Below are 20,045 nucleotides of genomic sequence, written 5' to 3'. Positions count from 1 at the left end.
CGCCTGCACTAGCGCAGTTCCAGACTGGCCGCGTCGATCACGCCGTGCCTGGAACACTTGGCCCACCAGCCGTCGGGGCTCACCTGCACGATCATCCGGCGACCGCAGTGCTCGCAGAAGCGCGGCGGCTCCAAGCCGAGCGCGGCGGCCGCGGGCACGGCGTCGTCGAGGCCGGGCACGATCCGTTTGCCGGTGAACGGGTTGTAGCGCTCGTCCATGCCCATGACATTACTCATGGGTCTCCCTAAAGGGTTTCGTTGAGCGCCTTGATCGGCATCTTCAATTCGCCGAGCAGATCGAGATCCGCCTCGGCGGGCCGACCGAGGGTGGTCAGGTAGTTGCCGACGATGACGGCGTTGATGCCGCCGAGGATGCCCTGCTTGGCGCCGAGGTCGCCGAGGGTGATCTCGCGACCGCCGGCGAAGCGAAGGATGGTGCGCGGCAACGCGAGCCGGAACGCGGCGACCGCGCGCAGGGCGTCGGCGGCGGGCAGCACCTCGAGGTCGCCGAAGGGGGTGCCCGGGCGCGGGTTGAGGAAGTTCAGCGGCACCTCGTCGGGCTCGAGCTCGGCCAGGTTGGCCGCGAATTCCGCACGCTGCTCCAGGGTTTCGCCCATGCCGAGGATGCCGCCGCAGCAGACCTCCATGCCCGCCTCGCGGACCATCCGCAGAGTGTCCCAGCGCTCTTCCCACGAGTGCGTGGTGACCACGTTCGGGAAGTGCGAGCGCGAGGTCTCCAGGTTGTGGTTGTAGCGGTGCACGCCCATGGCGGCGAGCTGATCGACCTGGTCCTGGGTGAGCATGCCGAGCGAGCACGCGACCTGGATGTCGACCTCGTTGCGAATGGCCTCGACGCCGGCCGCGACCTGCGCCATCAGCCGCTCGTCCGGGCCGCGCACCGCGGCGACGATGCAGAACTCGGTGGCACCGGTCTTGGCGGTCTGCTTGGCTGCCTCGACGAGGCTGGGGATGTCGAGCCAGGCCGCGCGCACCGGCGACTGGAACAGGCCGGACTGGGAGCAGAAGTGGCAGTCCTCGGGGCAGCCGCCGGTCTTGAGGCTGATGATGCCCTCGACCTCGACCTCGGGGCCGCACCACTTCATCCGCACGTCGTGCGCCAAGGCCAGCAGTTCTTCCAGGTGGTCGTCGCCGAGGCGGAGCACCTCGAGGGTCTGCTCCTGGGTCAGTCCTTCGCCGCGCTCGAGCACTTGCTCGCGGGCGATCTCGAGAATCCCGGCGGTGGTGGGTGAATAGGTGTCGACGGAAGCCTGGGTCACTGCGCGAATCCCTTCGGTCGGCCGAGGTGGCCGGGCAACTTGAACGGTGTTCAGGCTAGGGTAGACGAGACAGTGAGTCAAAACACTGCGAGCCGGGTACGCCACCGCGAAGGGGGCGCGCCGGGCCGCCGACGGTAACCTGCGTAACCACGACGGCGGCCGCGAGGCCACCATCGGACAGGGAAGGAATTCGGGTGCAACTGCACAGAGCGGACGTGGTCGACGGCGCCGTCGCGATCCTCGACCAGTACGGCCTCGCCGACCTGACCATGCGCAGGCTGGCGGGCTCGCTCCAGGTGCAGCCCGGCGCGCTGTACTGGCACTTCCCCAACAAGCAGGCGCTGCTCGGCGCGGTCGCCGACAAGATCCTGCAGCCGATGGACGATCCGATCGCCGCCACCGAATGGTCCGGCCAGGTCAGCGAATTGGCGCACCGGCTGCGCGACTGCCTGCTCGCCTACCGCGACGGCGCCGAATTGGTCTCGGCCACTTACGCATCCAGGCTCACCACCAGCAAGGGCCGGGAACGCATGGCCAGCGCGGCCATTCGCGCGGGCATGCCCCGCCCCGAAGCCGAACTCACCTCGTTCACGCTGCTGTACTACGTCCTCGGCCAGACCGTCGACGAACAGTCCAGGATGCAAATGGATTCCGCGGGCGCCCTTCCCGACGACAACACCCCCCTCGACGAAACCCCCGACCCCACCGCCCGTTTCGACTTCGGCCTGCAACTGTTCATCGCGGGCGTCCGCCACCTCCTCGGCACCAAGGTCCGCTGAGCGCCCCTCCCACCACTTACCCCCTTCCCCCACCGCCTCCCGCTCCCGGGAACCAGCGGTAGGTGGCGACCGCGCCGACGGCAGCCGCGGCGGCCAGGGCGAGCGCCGAAACGCTCAGCAGGGCAACGGCGCTGATTGCGCCGGCGAGGATAGGGCCCGCGAACATGCCGATGTCGTGGGTCAACCGCCAGGCGCCCAGGAATTCGGCGCGGCGGCCTTCCGGTGCCGCGTCCGCGCCTACGGTCATGATCACACCATTGCTGACACCGTTGGCGAGGCCGAGTACGACGGCGACCGCGCCCATGCCGAGCATCGATGAGGTGAGTGGCAGTGCACCGAATCCGATGGCGAACAACACCATTGCCGGGACGCCGGTGGCGCGACTGCCGCGCCGGTCGAGCCAGAGACCCGCCGGATAGGACATCAGTACGTCCACCGCGCCCGCGATGCCGAACACCACGCTGGTTGCCGACGCACTCAGCCCGATGTGCGCCGCCCACAACGGAAGCACCGCGATCCTGGCCGCCCGCACCGCGCCCATGAGCAGCGCCGCCGACCCCAAAGTCCCGAGCACTCCGAGGTTTTCGACGACTACCGAACGCAACGTGTGTCCGCCCACGTCCGAATCGGCGCCCTCGGGCGACGGTATCGCGACCATCGCCAGGCCGGACAGCACCGTGGTGCCGAGCTGCAACCACAACGCGCCACTCGGCCCCATGGCGTGCACCAGCGCGGCACCGAGGAACGGGCCGCAGAAGTACCCGAGCCGATTAGCTCCGGCCAGCGTCGACATCGCCCGGCCCCGTTCCGCGGCGGGCACGACCGCCACGATGTAGGACTGGCGAGCCAGCCCCCACACCGCACCGGCCGCGCCATTGAGCAGCATCCCCACCGCGAGCACGCCGACATTCGGCGCGACAATCGCGCAGACCACACCGAGCACGCCGAGCACCGAGCCGACGGCGATCGCACCCCGCTCACCGATCCGGGCCACGATCCGCCCCGCGGGCAGATCAGCCAGCACCATGCCGAGCCCGCTCAGCGACACCAGCACCCCGGCCAGTCCGATCGATGCCCCGAGATCCAACGCACGCAGCGCGTACATCGGCGCCGCGGCGCCGGCTCCGATGCCGTACAACGCCATCGGGACGAACACCGTCCAGATGAGCGAACGTAGCCGAACAGGCTCGGCAGTGGCGGTATCGACCGGTACGCTCACCGCGCCGACGCCGCGGTGGAACCTACGATCGACGCAGCGAGACGGTGTGACTCAGCGTTGACCGTGAGTCGAATTACGTTGCGACACAATTCACCTGCGCGGTACTCCGTGCCGTGGATGGTCCGGCGGGTTCGTAGACAGTCCGCCTCGCTCACTGGGCCAAGGCCGGGTGGCGCGCTGTCCGGCCCGCCGGACGCGGCAGGCCGAAGTGGTCACGCAGCGTCGTGCCGGTGTACTCGGTGCGGAACAGGCCGCGCTCCTGCAGGATCGGCACGACAGTCTCGGCGAACACCTCGAGTCCACCCGGATAGTACGGCGGCATCACATTGAAACCGTCTGCCGCACCATTACGGAACCACTCCTCGATGGTGTCGGCGACCTGCTCGGGGGTGCCCGCGAACACTCGGTGCCCTCGCGCACCGGCCAGCTTGTGCAGCAACCCGCGCACGGTCGGCCGCTCGCGCTGCACGATGCCCGCGACGACCTGCAGGCGGCTGCGGCCGTTGTCAGTGACATCCCCCGCGTCGTCGAACAGATCCACCGGGACCGCCTCGTCGAGCGGCAGGTGGCGCAGGCTCTTGCCGACGATGTTCTCCAGTTGCGTCAGACCGTATTCCGGCACGGTGAGCTCGTTGAACTCACGCTCCAGCCGCTTGGCCGCCGCCTCGGTGTCGCCGATGAACGGGCTGATGCCGGGCAGGATCTTGACGTGGTCGGGGTTGCGGCCGAAACCCTGTGCCTGCGCTTTGATGTCGGCGTAGAACTGCTGCGCGTCCTCGAGTCGCTGATGCGCGGTGAAGATCGCCTCGGCGTATTTGCCTGCGAACGAACGGCCTTCGTTGGACGCGCCAGCCTGCACGAGCACCGGATAGCCCTGCGGCGTGCGCGGTGCGTTGAAAGGTCCACGCACCCTCAGGTGTTCGCCGACGAAGTCGATCGGGTGGATCTTGTCCGGGTCGGCGTATACCCCGCCCGCCTGGTCCAGCAGGATGGCGTCGTCCTCCCAGCTGTCCCACAGCGCGACCACGGCGTCCACGAATTCCCGTGCCCGCGCATAACGTTCGGCATGGTCGGGGTGCTTGTCGAGGCCGAAGTTGGCGGCGGCCAGGTCGGTTCCGGTGGTGACGATGTTCCAGCCCGCTCGGCCGCGGGAGATGTGGTCCAGCGTGGAGAACAGCCGCGCCAGGTTGTAGGGCTCGTAGTAGGTGGTCGAGGCGGTCGCGATCAGCCCGAGATGCGTTGTCGCCGTGGCGATGGCGGTGAGCAGGGTGATCGGCTCCAGGCCGGAACCCGCGTTGTGCTTGACGTTGGTGCGCAGCGCGGGCCCGTCGGCGAAGAACACCGCGTCGAGTTTCGCGGCCTCGGCGGTGCGGCCGATCTCCTGGTAGTAGTCGACGTCATAGATCCGGCCGGGCTGGCTGTCGGGATGCCGCCAGGCGGCCTCGTGGTGACCGGACGGGTAGATGAACGCGTTGAGACTGAGCTGACGGGGACTACTCATGAGGCTTGCTTCTCTTCTTCGTGGTGACCCGGCAGGTCGGTGGTACCGACGCCGAGACTGGCGAGCAGCAGCGACCGGTGGCGGATGAAGGCCGGATCGCTGTGCGTGCGTGGACGTTCCAGGTCGATGCGCTGATCGACGGCGATGCGGCCCTCGTCGAGCACCAGGACGCGGTCGGCGAGCAGCAGCGCCTCGTCGACGTCATGGGTGACCAACAGGACGGCAGGCCGGTGCTTGGCGCACAGGTCCTGCAACAGCGCGTGCATCTTGATCCGGGTGAGCGCGTCCAGCGCGCCGAACGGTTCGTCGGCCAGCAGCAGTTCCGGCTCCCGCACCAGCGAACGAGCCAGCGCGACGCGTTGCTGCTCACCGCCGGAAAGCTGCCTGGGCCAGGCCTTTTCGCGACCGGCCAAGCCGACCTCGGCGAGGGCGGCCCGACCGCGCTCGGCGGCACCGTGTCCGCTCAAGCCGAGCGTCACGTTGTCGAGCACGCGAATCCAGGGCAGCAGCCGCGAATCCTGGAACACCACCGCACGTTCAGCGGGCACCGTCAGTTCACCCGAGCCGGGTACGTCGTAGTCCAGTTCCGCCAGCGCGCGCAGCAGCGTGCTCTTGCCCGAACCGCTACGCCCGAGCAGGGCAACGAATTCCCCGCGCGCGATATCGAGATCGACGTCGCGCAACACGACCCGTTCGCCGAACCCGCGCCGCAGTTCGCGCGTGCGGACGACGCTCAGTCCCCCAATGTCTGTCGCCATGACAGCGCCTTCCTTTCCACCGCGCGCACGGCGAGATCGCCGAAAAGTCCGAGCAGGCCGTAGATCACGAGCCCGACCACGATCACGTCGATCTGCCCGTAGGTGCGGGCCTGGGTCATCAGGTAGCCGATGCCGCTGGTGGCATTGACCTGTTCCACCACGACCAAGGCCAGCCAGGCGATGGTGACCGCGAGCCGCAGTCCGGTGAAGAAGCCGGGCAGCGAGCCGGGCAGCGCGATCCGCCGGATGAACCCCCAGCGCGAAAGACCCACCGTCTGTGCGAGTTCCACGTACCTGGAGTCGACGCTGCGCAGATACGCGTGGGTGCTCAGATAGATCGGGATCGCCACGCTCGTCGTGATGACGACCAGCTTCATCTCCTCGCCGATGCCGAACCACACGATGAACAGCGGGATCAACGCGAGCGTCGGAATCGCGCGCTTGATCTGAATCGGCCCGTCCACCAGCGCTTCACCGATGCGGCTCAATCCCGCGACCAGCGCGAGCACCAGCCCGATGAGGACACCGATGGCCAGTCCGATACCGGCGCGCTGCACGGAGGTGAGCAGATTGGATTGCAGCCTGCCGTCCGAGATCAGGTCACCGGCGGTCGCGGCGACCGTCCACGGGGCGGGCAGCGTCTCCGAATCCAGTGTGCCGGAGGCGGATCCGAGCACCCAGGCGAGGATCAGCAGCGTCGGCCCGATGGCCGCGCCGAACGGAATCGGGCGTCCCGGTCCGAGCCGCGGCCGGGCGGGCTTGCGCTTGGCCAGTTGCCGCGCCGGTGCGGCGGTACGTCCGAGCCGGTGCCATACCCCGGCGTCCACCGTGGCCATCAACGGGCCTTCGGTTCGAACGCGGCGCCGCTCGCGGTGACCGCCTCGGTGATCGCGGCGTTGTAGCGCAGGTCGAAGCCCTTCGCCGCCTGCACCTTCTTCGGCAGCTCACCGGCCTTGTCGATGGCGTCGATGGTGGCCTGCTGCCGGTCGACGAGCTGTTGATCCAGGTGCGGGAAAACGAAGGTGCCCAGCGAATCCACGATGCGCTTGGCATCCTCAGGACTGACCTTCTGATTCTCCACGTAGTACTTGCGCGCCCACTCGTCCTGATGGGTATTGGACCACTGGAAGGAACGCACGAAGGCACCGACGAGGGCTCGGACCGCGGCAGCCTTGGCCGGATCCTGGGTAACCGCGCGACGGGCATACAGGTAGCCGAGCCCGCCGTAGATGCCATCGGTCTGCGAGTCCGGGATCAGCGAGGCGCCCGGAGTCCGCAGCAGTCGAGTGACATTCGGCTCGATCAACGGCGCGACATCGACCTGACCGGTACGCACGGCGTCCAGGAACTCCGCGAGCTGCAACCGGATCAGCTGCACGTCACCGGGTTTCAGTCCCGCCTTGTCCAACGCGCGCAACACCGCCGCCTGCTGCGCGGTGCCTTCCGCGTAGGCGATCTTCTTGCCCTTGAGATCGGCGAGCGTGGCGATGGATTTCCCCGGTGCCACCGCGAGTTTCAGTGCGGTGGTGCTGGTTTGATAGGCGGCTACGATCGGCACGTCCTGCCCGGCGATCAGCGCGTGGATCGGCGGTACGTCGCCGACCGGCGCGATGTCGGCGGCTTCCGCGCGGAATGCTTCGAGAATGGCCGGGCCGCCGGTGAAGTTGGCGAACTCGACCTTGAACGGCAGCTTGTCCAGCTCGCCGGACGCCCGAAGGACCTGCTGCAGGCGCTCGGACTGGTCGGCGACAACGAGTTTGGTTCCAGCTGGAACTTCAACGGGCAGTGGCGTGTCCACGGCGACGGGACCGACCGGCTTGTCGTTGTTCGCGCAGCCGGTGAGTCCGAGGGTCGCAACGGTTGCCACGGCGAGCAATGCGGCGGTGGTGCGGCCTTGGCGGCCGAACAAAAACGTGCGGGGTCGGTACATACACGGATTCAAACAAGACAAATCTGGCCCGAACACCGTTTGTCTCAGGCTGGTTCGAACTGCTCAGCGCGGCGCCGCCGCGAGCGGAGCGTCCCGGACCTGCGCCTGGAAGCGCTGGATGAACGGCACTATCTGCTGTTCGATGAACGTGTTGTATTCGGTCGGCCGCTGCATCGGGTTGGCGTGCCCGGTGTTTCGCGCGAGCACCACCGACAGCGTGCCGTCCACGCCGCCGGACTGCTCGATCAGCACCCGGTGCGAGTACTCGACATCGACCACCTGGTCCGCGTCCGGATCGCGCGGGCGGATGAAAACGATGGCGGGACGCGGCTTTCCGTCCGCAGGCTCGGCCAACGCTCGCAGATCACCCGTCGCGCCGCCGGCCACGATCGCGGTGAACTGTGCCTCGATGAGACCGTTGCTCGCCGCGTTGCGGGAGAAGATCTTCTCCCGCAACACCTCGTGCAGCACCTCGCCGAGCTTGCCGAAACGGACCCCGGGCGGCACCCCACCGCCGCCGTCGTACATGAAACGGTCTCGGCGCGCGTAGGTTTCCACCGCGAGCCGCAACAGCCTGCTCTCGCGCGCACCGGGCAGCCAGCGCATCCAGCGCACCATGTCCTCGCCCGCGCCGCGGCTCGCCGGGCGGACCGCGTTCAGGTCCACCGGGGTGCAGTCCAGGATCACGCCGACCAGGCGGCGGTCACTGTCGAGATGGACGTGTTTCGCGACCTCCAGCGCGATCACACCGCCCATCGAGTGCCCGACCAGCACGATATTCTTCAGCCCGGATAGTTCGGCGGCGCGCACGATCAGGTCGGCGATCACCTTGGTGTCGATACCTTCGTTGTCGTAGCGGATGGCCCACACCACGCCCATGCCGCGCAGCGAGGGCAGGGCGGCGGCGGTCGCGCTGGCGTCCAGGCCGCCGAGGCCGACCATGTCCACCACGACGGTGTCCCAGTTCTTGGGATCGGTGGGCGGGGCGACGGGCAGGATCGCGGGCTCGGTGCGGGCGAGGCGGGCTTGTTCCGGTTCGACATCGAAGGTCAGGTACTGGGCGAAGACGACCAGTACCGCGGCGAGCAGTACGAGCACTCGCAGGACTGCCGACCTGGTCCGGCGCAACGTCTTCCACTCGTGCCACAGGTTGGTGTCCCGCAGCCGGGCTTTGCGTCGCGCGTCGTCCCAGTCCGAAACAGTGGACGGGTGCCGGTCATCGAACGGCGACATCTATCCCACCGTACGTAAGGGTGTGGACGGCTGCCATTCCACTCGTGACCCGGCGGCGGGTGTTAACCCGACCGACCGGTAGAGTTCTGCCGTCATCCCTGGCAGGTGCGAGAATCCGGTGCAATCCCGGAACGGTCGCGCCACTGTGATCGCCACCACGGCGAAAGTCAGACCTCCCCTGCCGGACAACTCTGGAGAGGCCGCGACTTGCCTGTGGAGCACTACCGCCGCGCGCGCGTAGCGAGCGAATCATGTACCAGCGCGCCTCGGCGCATGCTGGAACCGAGCGCCAGCATGAGCCGTGTCCGCGCGGCGGTCATCTTCCCCGTCCTCGGGGCGCTATTGATCTGCGCGATGATTCTCGCGACCGGGTTCGGCGCGGAAACGCTGCCGGTCTCCTCGGTGTTGGAAGTGCTGCGGCACCGCGTCACCGGGCAGACGCCCACCGACTTCGGCTTGGACACCATCGTCTGGCAGTTACGGGTACCGCGCACGGTGCTCGCCGCGATCGTCGGGGCCGGACTGGCGTTGGCCGGGGCGGCCATGCAGACGCTGGTACGTAATCCGCTCGCCGATCCGTATCTGCTCGGGGTGTCGTCGGGTGCGGGTGTCGGTGCGGCGGCGGTGATCACCTCCGGGCTGTTCGCCGGTGCCGGGGTGTGGGCGTTGTCCGGCGGGGCACTGGCCGGGGCGTTCGTCGCGGCGGGGCTGGTGTTCCTGATCGCGGTCGCGCAGGGTGGGCTGACGCCGTTGCGGCTGGTGCTCACCGGCACCGTGCTCGGCTCTGCGTTCGCCGCGTTGAGCAGTTATCTCATCTTCCGCCGACCGGATCCCGGTGCGGCCCAATCGGTGTTGTTCTGGTTACTCGGCAGCCTCGCGGGGGCCGATTGGACGCGAATCGCGTTGCCGCTGAGCGTGGTTGCGCTCGCCGGTCTCGCGTTGCTCCTCGCGAGCGGTTGGCTGGATGCGCTGACCGTCGGCGCCGATACCGCTGCTTCCCTCGGTGTTCCCGTGAAGGAACTGCGCGTCGCTCTGTTCTTGTTGCTCGCGGTGCTGGTCGGGGTGCTCGTCGCGGTGTCGGGCGGCATTGGCTTCGTCGGCCTGGTCGTCCCGCACGCCGCCCGCCTGCTGGTCGGCCCGCGCCACCGCAGCCTGCTACCCGCCTGCGCTCTCTGCGGCGCACTGTTCCTCGTCGTCGCCGACGCCGCCACCCGAATCTTGGTCCGCCCCACCGAAATTCCGGTCGGCGTGCTGACCGGCCTGATCGGTGCCCCGGCGTTCCTGATCCTGATGGGGCGTCGACGCTATCGGTTCGGTGAATCATGAACGGACCCAACCGTCATCGGTCGGACAGTGGGTCCGCTAATAGACCCGAACTCGGTCACGACGCGGAAACCGTCGAGCGTGCCACGGACCAGCCGCTTGCGGCCGGGCCGAATGAGCGTGAGCGCGACGGGGCCGTCAGACCGAACGAACGCGAGCGCGCGGCGGGCGGTTCGGTCGAAAACCGAAGCAACGCTGGGACATTGGAGGTGCGCAGGCTCGCGTGTGCCGCCGGGCGGAAGACCGTGGTCGCCGACGTGGCCTTCGCGATCCAGGCCGGAGAGACGGTCGGGATCGTCGGACCGAACGGCACGGGTAAGTCGACGCTGCTGCGGACGCTGGCCGGAGTGCGGCGGCCGGTGCGCGGGCAGGTGCTGGTGGACGGCCAAGTGCTGCACGAACTGTCGTCACGACGGCGGGCGCGCACGGTGGCCATGGTGGCGCAGGACGAGCGTCCACCCGCCGACCTGCGCGCGGGCGAGGTGGTGGCACTCGGGCTGACACCGTATCTGCCGCCGTGGGGTGCCGGTTCACCGCAGGAACAGCACGCCGTCCAGGACGCGTTGGCCACGGTGGACCTCGCCGGATTCGCCGATCGCCCGGTCCATCGCCTCTCCGGCGGCGAACGCCAACGCGTGCTGCTTGCCCGCGCCCTCGTGCAGAACACCCCGGTGCTGCTGCTCGACGAGCCGACCAATCACCTGGACATCACCCATCGCCTCGAACTCCTCGCCCTGGCCCGCACACTGAACCGGACCGTCGTCATGGCATTGCACGATCTGGCCCTGGCCGACCGCTACTGCGACCGAATCCTGGTGTTACACAACGGCACCGCCCACCCCCTCGCCCCACCCGGCACCGCCCTCGCTCCCGAGGTGGTCGACGAGGTCTTCGGTGTCCGCGCCCTCCGCGTCCCCCACCCCGAAACCGGCGACCCCCACCTGCTGATCACTCCCCGCGAGCTCGCACCATGACCCTGGTCGCCGAGAACGTCGCCGACATCCGACCGCGATACCACGGAGCACGCGTCAGTCGCGTCCCACTGCCTCGAGCGGCACCGTGCGCCTCCCGCGATTCGCCGTCACCGTGACCCGTTGGCCCGTGCCGGCGCCTGCGAACGAGACTGCGCGGCGGCCGTTCTCGTGATTCAGCGCTGCCCTGTCCCCGTTGGCAGATGACTACTCGAAACTGTTGGTTACCTTGAAAGGCGAATTCATGAAGCACACCTTGCGCGTGTTGGTCGCGGTTGCGCTGGCCGCGGCGGTGGCCGGATGTAGCGCGCAGCAGACCACCGCCGGGGATCTCACGATCCGCAATTGTGATGTGGACGTGCGGTTTCCGGCTCCGGCGAAGCGGTTGTTCGTCAATGACGGGAACCTGATCTCGATGGCGCTGGCGCTCGGGGCGCAGGACCAGGTGGCCGCCGTGTCGAGCGTGCAACGGGACGCGGGCACGTTGCGCAGGCACTACGGGCCGGTGGTCGATCAGTTGAAGTCTGTTGCGCCGGAATATCCGTCGCGGGAGACCGTGCTGGCGCAGGGGCCGGACGTGATGGTCGCGGGGTGGAGCTACGGGTACGACGAGGCCAAGAACCTGACGCCGGATTCGTTGAACAAGGCGGGAATCGCGGCCTACACGCTCACCGAGAGCTGCCGCCAGCACAATGGCGAACGCCCGCGCGGCATCGTCGAACCGTGGACAGCGCTGCGCACCGACCTCACCAACCTCGGCGCCATCACCGGCCGCGCCGACCGCGCCACCGCGGTCACCGCCGACCTCGACCAGCGGCTCGCGGCGCTGACCAGCGCACCGCAGGCCGAGCGCAAGCCGACCATCTTCCTGTTCGACAGCGCCACCGACTCCCTGATGTCCAGCGGCAGTTTCGGTGCGCCGCAAGCGATCCTGGATGCCGCGGGCGGCCGCAACGCACTCAGCGACGTGGCCGACACCTGGACCAGGGTGTCCTGGGAGCGCCTGGCCGCCGCCGACCCCGACGCCATCATGTTCGTCGACTACCCGCCGCAAACCTTCGCCCAGAAGGTCGAGGCGCTGCGCGCCAAGCCCGGCATCAACCAGCTCCGCGCCGTCACCGAGGGCCGCTTCCTCAACCTCCCCTACGCCATGTGGACCAGCGGCCCCCTCAACATCGACGCCGCCGAACAAATCCGCAAACAACTCGAACGCTGGAACCTCGTCCCCGCCTCCCCCATCCAGCCCCGCGCCGACGACACCATCCGCTGACGCAGCGCACCAGTTCGCTTCCCGCGCACGAATTTGCCAGCAAACTCATGCGCGGGAAGCGAAACAATGCGCGGCCCAGTGGCGAATCGGCACGCGGCCCCGTGCGCACAGCTCGGCCGATCCGCAGACCACCACAACGCACGTTGCTGACGCCGCGCACCGATCCACCCGCCGCGCACTGATTCGCGAGCAAACTCGTGCGCGGCGTGCGAAACGATGCGCAGCGCATGCCTCGTTGACGCACCGCCTCCGCGCGACCCGCGACCCGCGACCCGCGACCCGCGACCCGCGACACATACAACGCGGCCCGGCGGACAGTCCGCGCAACCTAGGACACGCCGCGCGGCGATTCGCTCGACGCGCACGAATTTGCCGGCAGATTCGTGCGCGAAACGATGCGCAATACAGGATCCGGCTAGGCAAGCAATCCGCACACAACCAGGCGCCCGCCCCGCGCGGCGATTCGCTCGACGCGCACGAATTTGCCGGCAGATTCGTGCGCGCGGGGCGAAACCGCGCGCGGGGTGCAACGTGGGTCAGCCGAAGGGGGACCAGGTGGGGGTGAACCAGGTGGGGGCTGCGGCGGTGAAGCTGTTGCGGGGCCAGGAGCCGGTGCCTGCGGGGATGGTGCCGACTAGGTCGATGCCGGTTACGCGGGGTAGGTCGACTCGGTTGCAGTTGGCGGCGAGGTCGGGGGTGGTGGGCCAGGAGCCGATTACCAGGCCTGCGCATCGGACGCCCGCTGATTGCAGTGCGCGGGTGGTCAGTTCGGTGTGGTTGAGGGTGCCGAGGCCAGCGGCGGTTACCAAAAGTACGGGGGCGTCAAGTTTTTGGGCGAGGTCGAGGAGGGTGAAATCGCCGAGCCGGACCAGCAGGCCGCCCGCACCTTCCACCAGGGTGAGATCGGCGTCGCCGAGTGCGTCTATCCCGGCAACGGTTTCGGCCAGCGTCAGCTCAGGCAGCCCCGCACGGCGGGCGGCGGTGTCGGGTGCCAGTGGGTCCGGGTAGCGCGCGAGTTCGAGGGTTCGAGTGACACCGGTGAGGCGCTCGATTTCGGCGAGATCACCGGGTTCGCCTGGAGCAACACCGGTTTGACCCGGTTTACACACCGCCACCGACTTTCCGTCGGCCAACGCCATAGCGGCAACGGCCGCGGTAACCACGGTCTTGCCGACATCTGTGGACGTTCCGGTGATCAACAGCAGGCTCATGCGGCCACCGCCAGCACGAAAGCCGCAGCGATCAGGGACAGGCCACCGGAACCGATCAGCGCGACAACGCCCGCCGCCTTCCACGACCGATGTACTCGAGCGATCGTACGGTCTTCGATCCTCACGCGCGCACCACATCCAGCCCACGGGCCTGGATCAGCACTTCACCGAGAACCGTTGCGATGGTGTCGAGTTCGGCCGGAGTGAGGTTGGCGCGGGCGGTCAGTCGCAGCCGCGATGTGCCCTCCGGCACCGACGGTGGGCGGAAGCAGCCGACGTCGAGACCGCGCGCCCGGCACGCCTGCGCCGCGTCGAAGGCGACCTGCGCTTTGCCGAGTACGACCGACACCACCGCCGAATCCGGCGCGGGCACAGCGGCAATCCGCGCGATGTCGGCGGCACGCTCCAACACCCGGCCCGCCAGCTCGGGTTCGCGACGCAGCACCCGCAGTGCCGCACGCGCCGCACCGACGGCGGCGGGAGCGAGACCGGTATCGAAGATGAAGGTGCGCGCGGCGTCGATCAGGTGGGCGCGCACCCGTTCGCTGGCCAGCACCACTCCACCCTGCGCGGCAAGGGATTTCGACAAGGTCGCGGTGATCACCAGGTCCGGCGCTCCGGCCAGGCCGACTTCGTGCACCAGCCCGCGCCCGCCCTCGCCGCGCACCCCGAGCCCGTGCGCCTCGTCCACGATCAACACCGCGCCGCGTGCCCTGGTGACCCGATGCAGCTCGATAAGCGGCGCGAGGTCACCGTCGGCACTGAACACCGAATCGGTGAGCACCAGCGCCCGCTCCTCGGTCCGCGCGGCAAGCAGCCGGTCGACCGCGTCGACGTCTCCGTGCGCGGCGACCTCGATCCGGGCCCGCGACAGCCTGCACGCGTCGACGAGCGACGCGTGACTCCCCGCGTCCGAAACAACCAGCGCCCCACGCCCGGCCAGCGCGGTGACCACGCCAAGGTTGGCCGCATACCCGGAGGCGAAGACGAGTCCTGTTTCAGCGCCGACGAATTCGGCGAGTTCGGTCTCCAGCAGCTCGTGTTCGACGGTAGTGCCGGTGACGAGCCGCGACCCGGTCGACCCGGCGCCCCAGCGCCGCACCGCCTCGATCGCTCCGTCGATCACCTCGGGATGACGAACCAACCCGAGGTAGTCGTTCGAGGCCAGGTCGATCGACGGCGACAGCGCCGCCCGGGGCCGTAGCTCACGGCGCAGCCCCGCGGCCACCCGCGCGGACGCGCGCTCATCCAACCAACGCAACGGATCGGTAGTCACAGCTCCGGAGCATACTTGAACGCCGTTCAAGGTGCATAGTCCCGAGCCATCACCTCAGCCCATGAACCAGTTCGGCGTATCGAATCGGAACACCTCACCCGGCGTGACGGTACGCAGATCCTGTTCGAGCTGCGCCAGCCGGCCCGCCCCCAACTGGCGCGCCCACCGATCATGAATCCGGTCGAAGATCCGCGCGGACCGGTCCAGCACGTCGACGGCACGGTCGGTCAACGTATAAACCTTGCGCCGCGCATCGGTCGGATCATGACCGCGCCGCAGATAACCCAGGCGCTCGAGCGCCTCGATGTGTTTGCCCGCCGCCTGTTTCGAGATCCCGAGGGCACGGCCGAGGTCGGCGGCAGCGCACCCGTACATCCCACCGACCCGACCGACGGCCTGGAACACGAACCCGTGCATCGGCCGCAACTCGGCGTGCCCATGCTCGGCCAACTCGGCATGCACCTCGTCGATGACGGCGCGAAACCCGAGCAGCATCCGCAACGGCAGCTCGTAACCACCGGAGTCACTTGACATATTGGACAACCTCGTTGACTATATGGACAACTTCATTGTCTATCTTACGGAGCGACCGAGCATGACCGTCATCCAACACACCGAAACCCGCCGCACCGAAACCCCGGCCGGCGTCATGACCACCCTCGCCTCGCCGACCCAGGGCGGCAGTTCGCTCGCGCTCTGGCGGGTCGAGGTGCCCGCCGACACGTCGGGACCGGTCCACTTCATCGACACCGAACAGATCTGGACCATCGTCTCGGGCCGGGCGACCATCGACCTGGGCGGCGTGAAACTCACTGCGGCCGAGGGCGATACGGTGATCATGCCCGCCGATGTGCTTCGTCAGGTGAGCACCGTCGAAGGCTTTACCGCCATCGTCACCGCGCAGGCGAGCGCCAAGGCAGGCGTGCCGGGCAGCGACACCATGGTCGTGCCACCCTGGATCGCGTGAACTAACCGGGCACGCCCGTCGAGCTACTTGTGCCCGCAGAAGTAAGCCAGCAACCCGGGCCCGTCACCGGTGTCCGGCAGTTTCTTGCAGTGCTGCGTTATCCAAGTGATCCGATCGTCGTCGGCAGGCGAGATCAGCACCAAGCCGACTTGGTTACCTTCGATCATGCGGGCGACGTCGGCGGTGGTCGGGACCGGTGATCGGCCGGTGAATCCGCCGATGGACGGGATCTCCGTGCCGGTGGCCAGGATGAACGGTGACGCGAGCACGGAGGTATACGTCATCAGCGGATAGCGTTCGCCCCCAGGCGATTTCCGCAGCTGGTCCATCAACCCCGCAGCCTGATCCACGGACCCGGCCAGGAAACCCTGGGTGACCTGGCGGGCCTGCGCCGATTCGAACGGCGTGTCCAGCGGCCCGTAGTCGTCGGCGACCACCGAGGCCGAGGCGACCGCAGGCGCGGCGAGCACCGCGACGAGCAACACCGGCAGCACTCGCGCCCGGCGCACGAATACCGCTGCTACACAACAGGTCAGCGCCACACCAACGGTCACCCAGCGCAGCTCACTCGACGCCGCGCCCAGCAACCACCCGCCATAGGCGACGGTCGCCACGGCAGCACCGATGCCGACCACCCGCACACCGGGGACGTGCACCGATCGCACGAAAGCGACCACCCCCATCCCGATCAGCGCCGCGATCGCCGGCGTCAGCACCGCGAGGTAGTACGGATTGACCGTGCCGGCGATCAGGAACGCGGCCAGATGAATGACCAGCCACCCACCCCACAAGAACACCGCGCCGGTGCCGGGATCGACCCGAGGCCGACGCAACGCGAGCACGGCGAGCACGAGCAGACCGAGCAGCGCCAACGGCACCAGCCAGCCGATCTCGCGCCCACCGCCGCCACCGAAGACGTGGTCGAACCGATTCTCGGGCCCGAGCACCAGCTCGGCGCGATAGCCTGCCTGAGACTTCCCGGTGGAGAAGTTCGCCGCGCCGACGGTGAACGAATCATTGGCGCGACTCGCGGCGTTGTAGACGAAAACCTGCTCGAACAGCGAATTATCTTGGCTGCCATCGGCATACGGCCGATCCCGGTCGGGAACCAGGCTGACCACCGACATCCACGCCAGCGAAATCGTCAGTGCGACAACACCGAACAGCACGGTGGCGGTGATCCGTTGGCGCAGCTGCGCCCTCGGCGCACACACCAGCACCGCGATCGCGATGACCGGCACGACGATCCACGCCTGCACCATCTTGGCCTGGAACGCCAGTCCGACAAACACGCCCGCGTACACCATGTTTCGAGTCCGCCCCGACTCGATCGCGACCGCGACCTGATCGGCCGCCAGCACCAGTAACAGCACGAGCAACGTATCGGCGACATTGCCGCGATTCAGCGCGACCGTCGCGGGCACCAGCGCCGCGACCACCACCGCCACGATCGCCGCTACCGGACTCGACAGCCTGCGTACCGCGCGATAGAGCACCAGAATCGTCAGCACACCTTCGATCACCTGCGGCAGCAGATACGCCCACAGGTGCGGCCCGAAGATCCGCACCGACAGCGTCTGCACCCAGAACGCGCCGGGAAGTTTATCGATGCCGATGGTCGCGTCCGGATCGAAGGCGGCGAAGAAGAAGTTGTGCCAGCTCATCGACATCGAACGCACAGCAGCCGCGTAATACAGGTGCGGCGCTTCCGATCCGATGCCCCACCCGTACAGCACCGTGGTCACCGCGGCGACCACGAGCAGCGCCGGGCGCGCCCACGCGGGCTGCCCCTGCGGTGATCGCCAAAACCGCCACCGGCTCTCGGCCGGACGCACTGACGTATCCGCAGTCACCCCACCAATATCGAGAGACCCGAAGGCAGTGTCAACCGAGTTTCGCCGCGCTGGACTGGGCTTCGACGGCAGCGCGCATCCCCACCGTGATCGCCGCGACGTCCTCATCAGTGCTGATGAACGGCGGCATGGTGTAGATGAGATTCCGGAACGGCCGCAGCCACACCCCCGCGTCGACGGCGGCGGCGGTCGCGCTGCGCATATCCACCGGGTGGTCGAGTTCGATCACCCCGATCGCGCCGAGCACCCGCACCTCGACCACGCCGGGCCTGCCCCGCAACGGCGCGAGTCCCGCTTCGAGTCCGGTTTCGATCCGCGCCACCTCCCCGCGCCAATCCCCACCCGTCAGCAGTTCGAGCGAGGCCACCGCGACCGCGCAGGCCAGCGGATTACCCATGAAGGTCGGCCCGTGCATCAACCCACCGTGCTCCGCGCTGATCGTCTCGGCGATCACGGCGGTGCACAGCGTCGCGGCGAGGGTGAGATATCCCCCCGTCAACGCCTTACCGACACACATGACATCCGGACTGACACCCACCTGATCGGCCGCGAAAAACGTTCCGGTGCGGCCGAATCCGGTCGCGATCTCATCGAAAACCAGCAGTACCCCGTGCGCGTCACACAACTTGCGCAGATCGGTCAGATAGCGCGGATGATGCCAGCGCATCCCACCCGCGCCCTGCACCACAGGTTCCACGATGACCGCCGCCAGCTCGTCGGCATGGGCGCTGATCATCCGCTCCAGCTCCGCCACATACTCGGCCCGATAGTCGGCCGGCGGCATCGGCGCGAAGACCTGATCCACCAAGACGTCGGTCCACAGCGAGTGCATGCCGCCCGTCGGATCGCACACGCTCATCGGAGTGAACGTGTCGCCGTGATACCCCCCGCGCCAGGTGAGCAGCCGCCGCTTCCCCGGCCGGCCGAGCGCGCGCCAGTACTGCAGGCACATCTTCACCGCGACCTCGACCGATACCGAGCCGGAGTCACACAGGAACACCTTGTCCAGGCCGCCCGGCGTGAGCTCGACCAGCAGTTCGGCCAGCCGCGCGGCCGGTTCGTGGGTGAGCCCGCCGAACATCACGTGGCTCATCCGCTGCGACTGCGCCACCAGTGCGGCGTCCAGCACCGGGTGCCGGTAGCCGTGGATGGCGGCCCACCAGGAGCTCATCCCGTCGATGACCTGGCGACCGTCGGCCAGCGTCAGCCGTGTACCGGAGGCCTCCGAGACGACCAGTGGTTCGGTTGTCGCGGGGAATCCGCCGTATGGATGCCAGACGTGCTTGGCATCGATGGCGGTGATCTCGTCAAGGGTCAGTGCCACAGGAATCCTTGCGGTCGGCCCGAAGGGGCGGGCTTGAACGCCGTTCAAGTTACCACTGGAGCTGGGCGCGAGACTAATTCCTGTCGCCGAGCGGCCGCTCAGGGTTATTCTTTGACTGAGTCAACGATCACCGCACGAAGGGAGCCGTCGTGACCACCGTCGCCGCCACGGATATCGCCGCGGTCCGCGAATTCAACCGCCGCTACACCCGGGTCATCGGCGTGCTCCGCGAAGGCCTGCTGGACAGCGAGTATTCGCTCACCGAGGCCCGAATCCTGTTCGAACTGGCCAACTCCGGGACCGCCGAGGTGGTAACCCTGCGCCAGACCCTCGATCTCGACGCCGGATACCTGAGCCGCATCCTGGCCAGCTTCGAGCACGCCGGCCTGGTCCAGCGCAACCGCTCCGAGAGCGACGCCCGCCGCCAGGAAGTGCGACTCACCAAGCGGGGCAAGGAAATAGCCGCGGTCCTCGACCAGCGCTCCAGCGCCGAAATCGGCTACCTGCTCAACGCCAAACCACCCGCCGCGCGGGCCCGCCTGGTCACCGCGATGCAGACCATCCAGCAGATCCTGGACCACCCCGCCAACGCGGCAGCCGCGCCCCCTTTCGTGATAAGGGAGCCGAAGGCGGGCGACTACGGGTGGGTCATCGAGCGGCACGCCCGCCTCTACAGCGACGAATACGGTTGGGACGGAACATATGAGGAGCTGATCGTGCGCATCGTCGCCGACTACCTCGCCGCGCACGACGAACAGCGCGAACGCGCCTGGATCGCCGAATCCGGCGGCGAACCGGTGGGCAGCATCTTCTGCGTCGCCGAGAACGACACGACCGCACGGCTGCGCCTGCTGCTGGTCGAGCCCACTGCCCGCGGCCTCGGCGTCGGTGCCGCACTGGTCGACGAATGCCTGCGCTTCGCCACCGCAGCGGGTTACCGCGAGATCGTGCTGTGGACCAATGACGTCCTCACCGCGGCCCGGCACATCTACCAGCGCGCCGGTTTCGAACTGGCCGAGGAGAGTCCGCACCACAGCTGGGGCGCCGACCTGATCGGTCAGACCTGGCGACGATCACTCGGCTCGCCCGAATAAGCTCCGCCCCTGACATTGCTGAGGGGTTACCAGGACGGCCATCCGGCCGGGACCGCCTGC

Annotated in this window: 20 protein-coding genes and 1 riboswitch; of the genes, 6 read left to right on the top strand and 14 right to left on the bottom strand. The window is 68.2% G+C overall.

Translation table 11 applies throughout. From position 1 onward, the window contains the following. Positions 1–8: 8 nt before the first annotated feature. Complete coding sequence (locus ACFWF1_RS16860) at positions 9–236, bottom strand: hypothetical protein (protein ID WP_357391300.1); 228 nt, start codon at positions 234–236, stop codon at positions 9–11. Positions 237–244: 8 nt separating this feature from the next. Further along, complete coding sequence (gene bioB, locus ACFWF1_RS16855; protein WP_379289315.1) at positions 245–1,276, bottom strand: biotin synthase BioB; 1,032 nt, start codon at positions 1,274–1,276, stop codon at positions 245–247. Between the two features lie 194 nt (positions 1,277–1,470). Between bioB and ACFWF1_RS16850 the strand changes: the two genes are divergently transcribed. After that, positions 1,471–2,055 carry a TetR/AcrR family transcriptional regulator C-terminal domain-containing protein gene (locus ACFWF1_RS16850; protein ID WP_379289313.1) on the top strand — a complete coding sequence of 195 codons (585 nt, stop codon included), beginning with the start codon at positions 1,471–1,473 and terminating at the stop codon, positions 2,053–2,055. A gap of 16 nt (positions 2,056–2,071) precedes the next feature. Here the strand turns inward: ACFWF1_RS16850 and ACFWF1_RS16845 are convergent, their stop codons facing one another. The 6 genes from ACFWF1_RS16845 to ACFWF1_RS16820 all read right to left on the bottom strand — a co-directional run bounded on the left by ACFWF1_RS16845 (position 2,072) and on the right by ACFWF1_RS16820 (position 8,696). Beyond that, positions 2,072–3,274: an MFS transporter gene (locus tag ACFWF1_RS16845; RefSeq protein ID WP_379289311.1), complete on the bottom strand. Its 1,203-nt coding sequence runs from the start codon at positions 3,272–3,274 to the stop codon at positions 2,072–2,074. A gap of 151 nt (positions 3,275–3,425) precedes the next feature. After that, on the bottom strand, positions 3,426–4,775 hold the full coding sequence (locus ACFWF1_RS16840) for an LLM class flavin-dependent oxidoreductase (RefSeq protein ID WP_379289310.1): 1,350 nt from the start codon (positions 4,773–4,775) through the stop codon (positions 3,426–3,428). Beyond that, complete coding sequence (locus tag ACFWF1_RS16835; protein ID WP_379289308.1) at positions 4,772–5,533, bottom strand: ABC transporter ATP-binding protein; 762 nt, start codon at positions 5,531–5,533, stop codon at positions 4,772–4,774. Before ACFWF1_RS16835 ends, ACFWF1_RS16840 begins: the two co-directional genes overlap by 4 nt. After that, entirely contained in the window at positions 5,509–6,369 is an 861-nt protein-coding gene (locus tag ACFWF1_RS16830; protein WP_379289307.1) for an ABC transporter permease, read from the bottom strand. Before ACFWF1_RS16830 ends, ACFWF1_RS16835 begins: the two co-directional genes overlap by 25 nt. Next, positions 6,369–7,463 carry an ABC transporter substrate-binding protein gene (locus ACFWF1_RS16825; RefSeq protein WP_379289305.1) on the bottom strand — a complete coding sequence of 365 codons (1,095 nt, stop codon included), beginning with the start codon at positions 7,461–7,463 and terminating at the stop codon, positions 6,369–6,371. Before ACFWF1_RS16825 ends, ACFWF1_RS16830 begins: the two co-directional genes overlap by 1 nt. A gap of 63 nt (positions 7,464–7,526) precedes the next feature. Then, the gene (locus ACFWF1_RS16820) at positions 7,527–8,696 is read right to left on the bottom strand and encodes an alpha/beta fold hydrolase (protein ID WP_379289303.1); all 1,170 of its coding nucleotides are present in this window, start codon (positions 8,694–8,696) and stop codon (positions 7,527–7,529) included. A gap of 114 nt (positions 8,697–8,810) precedes the next feature. After that, a riboswitch (cobalamin riboswitch) is annotated at positions 8,811–8,868 on the top strand. Between the two features lie 122 nt (positions 8,869–8,990). On the opposite strand from ACFWF1_RS16820, the gene ACFWF1_RS16815 reads away from it, so the two are divergent. From ACFWF1_RS16815 to ACFWF1_RS16805, 3 genes are all read left to right on the top strand, one after another. Next, positions 8,991–10,022, top strand: coding sequence for a FecCD family ABC transporter permease (locus ACFWF1_RS16815; RefSeq protein ID WP_379289301.1), 1,032 nt, complete (start codon positions 8,991–8,993; stop codon positions 10,020–10,022). After that, positions 10,019–10,993 (top strand): ABC transporter ATP-binding protein, encoded by a 975-nt coding sequence (locus ACFWF1_RS16810; RefSeq protein ID WP_379289299.1) that lies wholly within the window; start codon positions 10,019–10,021, stop codon positions 10,991–10,993. Before ACFWF1_RS16815 ends, ACFWF1_RS16810 begins: the two co-directional genes overlap by 4 nt. Before the next feature lie 241 nt (positions 10,994–11,234). After that, positions 11,235–12,260 carry an ABC transporter substrate-binding protein gene (locus ACFWF1_RS16805; RefSeq protein ID WP_379289298.1) on the top strand — a complete coding sequence of 342 codons (1,026 nt, stop codon included), beginning with the start codon at positions 11,235–11,237 and terminating at the stop codon, positions 12,258–12,260. A 536-nt stretch (positions 12,261–12,796) separates the two neighbouring features. Here ACFWF1_RS16805 and bioD read toward each other — a convergent pair. From bioD to ACFWF1_RS16785, 4 genes are read right to left on the bottom strand one after another with little or no spacing between them, the layout of a single operon-like run. Further along, the gene (bioD, locus tag ACFWF1_RS16800; RefSeq protein WP_379289296.1) at positions 12,797–13,471 is read right to left on the bottom strand and encodes a dethiobiotin synthase; all 675 of its coding nucleotides are present in this window, start codon (positions 13,469–13,471) and stop codon (positions 12,797–12,799) included. Continuing rightward, positions 13,468–13,596, bottom strand: coding sequence for a hypothetical protein (locus tag ACFWF1_RS16795; protein WP_379289294.1), 129 nt, complete (start codon positions 13,594–13,596; stop codon positions 13,468–13,470). The genes bioD and ACFWF1_RS16795 overlap by 4 nt, the downstream gene beginning before the upstream one ends. After that, the gene (locus ACFWF1_RS16790) at positions 13,593–14,747 is read right to left on the bottom strand and encodes an 8-amino-7-oxononanoate synthase (RefSeq protein ID WP_379289292.1); all 1,155 of its coding nucleotides are present in this window, start codon (positions 14,745–14,747) and stop codon (positions 13,593–13,595) included. Before ACFWF1_RS16790 ends, ACFWF1_RS16795 begins: the two co-directional genes overlap by 4 nt. Positions 14,748–14,801: 54 nt before the next feature. After that, entirely contained in the window at positions 14,802–15,281 is a 480-nt protein-coding gene (locus ACFWF1_RS16785; protein WP_379289290.1) for a MarR family winged helix-turn-helix transcriptional regulator, read from the bottom strand. A gap of 61 nt (positions 15,282–15,342) precedes the next feature. On the opposite strand from ACFWF1_RS16785, the gene ACFWF1_RS16780 reads away from it, so the two are divergent. Further along, positions 15,343–15,714: a cupin domain-containing protein gene (locus ACFWF1_RS16780; protein WP_379289288.1), complete on the top strand. Its 372-nt coding sequence runs from the start codon at positions 15,343–15,345 to the stop codon at positions 15,712–15,714. A gap of 23 nt (positions 15,715–15,737) precedes the next feature. Here ACFWF1_RS16780 and ACFWF1_RS16775 read toward each other — a convergent pair whose 3' ends face one another. Together ACFWF1_RS16775 and ACFWF1_RS16770 are read right to left on the bottom strand one after the other, a co-directional pair. Then, complete coding sequence (locus tag ACFWF1_RS16775; RefSeq protein WP_379322192.1) at positions 15,738–17,567, bottom strand: ArnT family glycosyltransferase; 1,830 nt, start codon at positions 17,565–17,567, stop codon at positions 15,738–15,740. A gap of 31 nt (positions 17,568–17,598) precedes the next feature. Further along, on the bottom strand, positions 17,599–18,891 hold the full coding sequence (locus ACFWF1_RS16770; RefSeq protein WP_379292135.1) for an adenosylmethionine--8-amino-7-oxononanoate transaminase: 1,293 nt from the start codon (positions 18,889–18,891) through the stop codon (positions 17,599–17,601). A 149-nt stretch (positions 18,892–19,040) separates the two neighbouring features. Here ACFWF1_RS16770 and ACFWF1_RS16765 point away from each other — a divergent pair, with 149 nt between their 5' ends. After that, positions 19,041–19,985: a GNAT family N-acetyltransferase gene (locus ACFWF1_RS16765; protein WP_379292136.1), complete on the top strand. Its 945-nt coding sequence runs from the start codon at positions 19,041–19,043 to the stop codon at positions 19,983–19,985. The last annotated feature ends 60 nt before the right edge of the window (positions 19,986–20,045 follow it).

The sequence above is a fragment of the Nocardia sp. NPDC060255 genome (genome assembly GCF_042727395.1).
Lineage (GTDB): Bacteria > Actinomycetota > Actinomycetes > Mycobacteriales > Mycobacteriaceae > Nocardia.
This window is presented reverse-complemented; position numbering and strand designations above follow the sequence as displayed.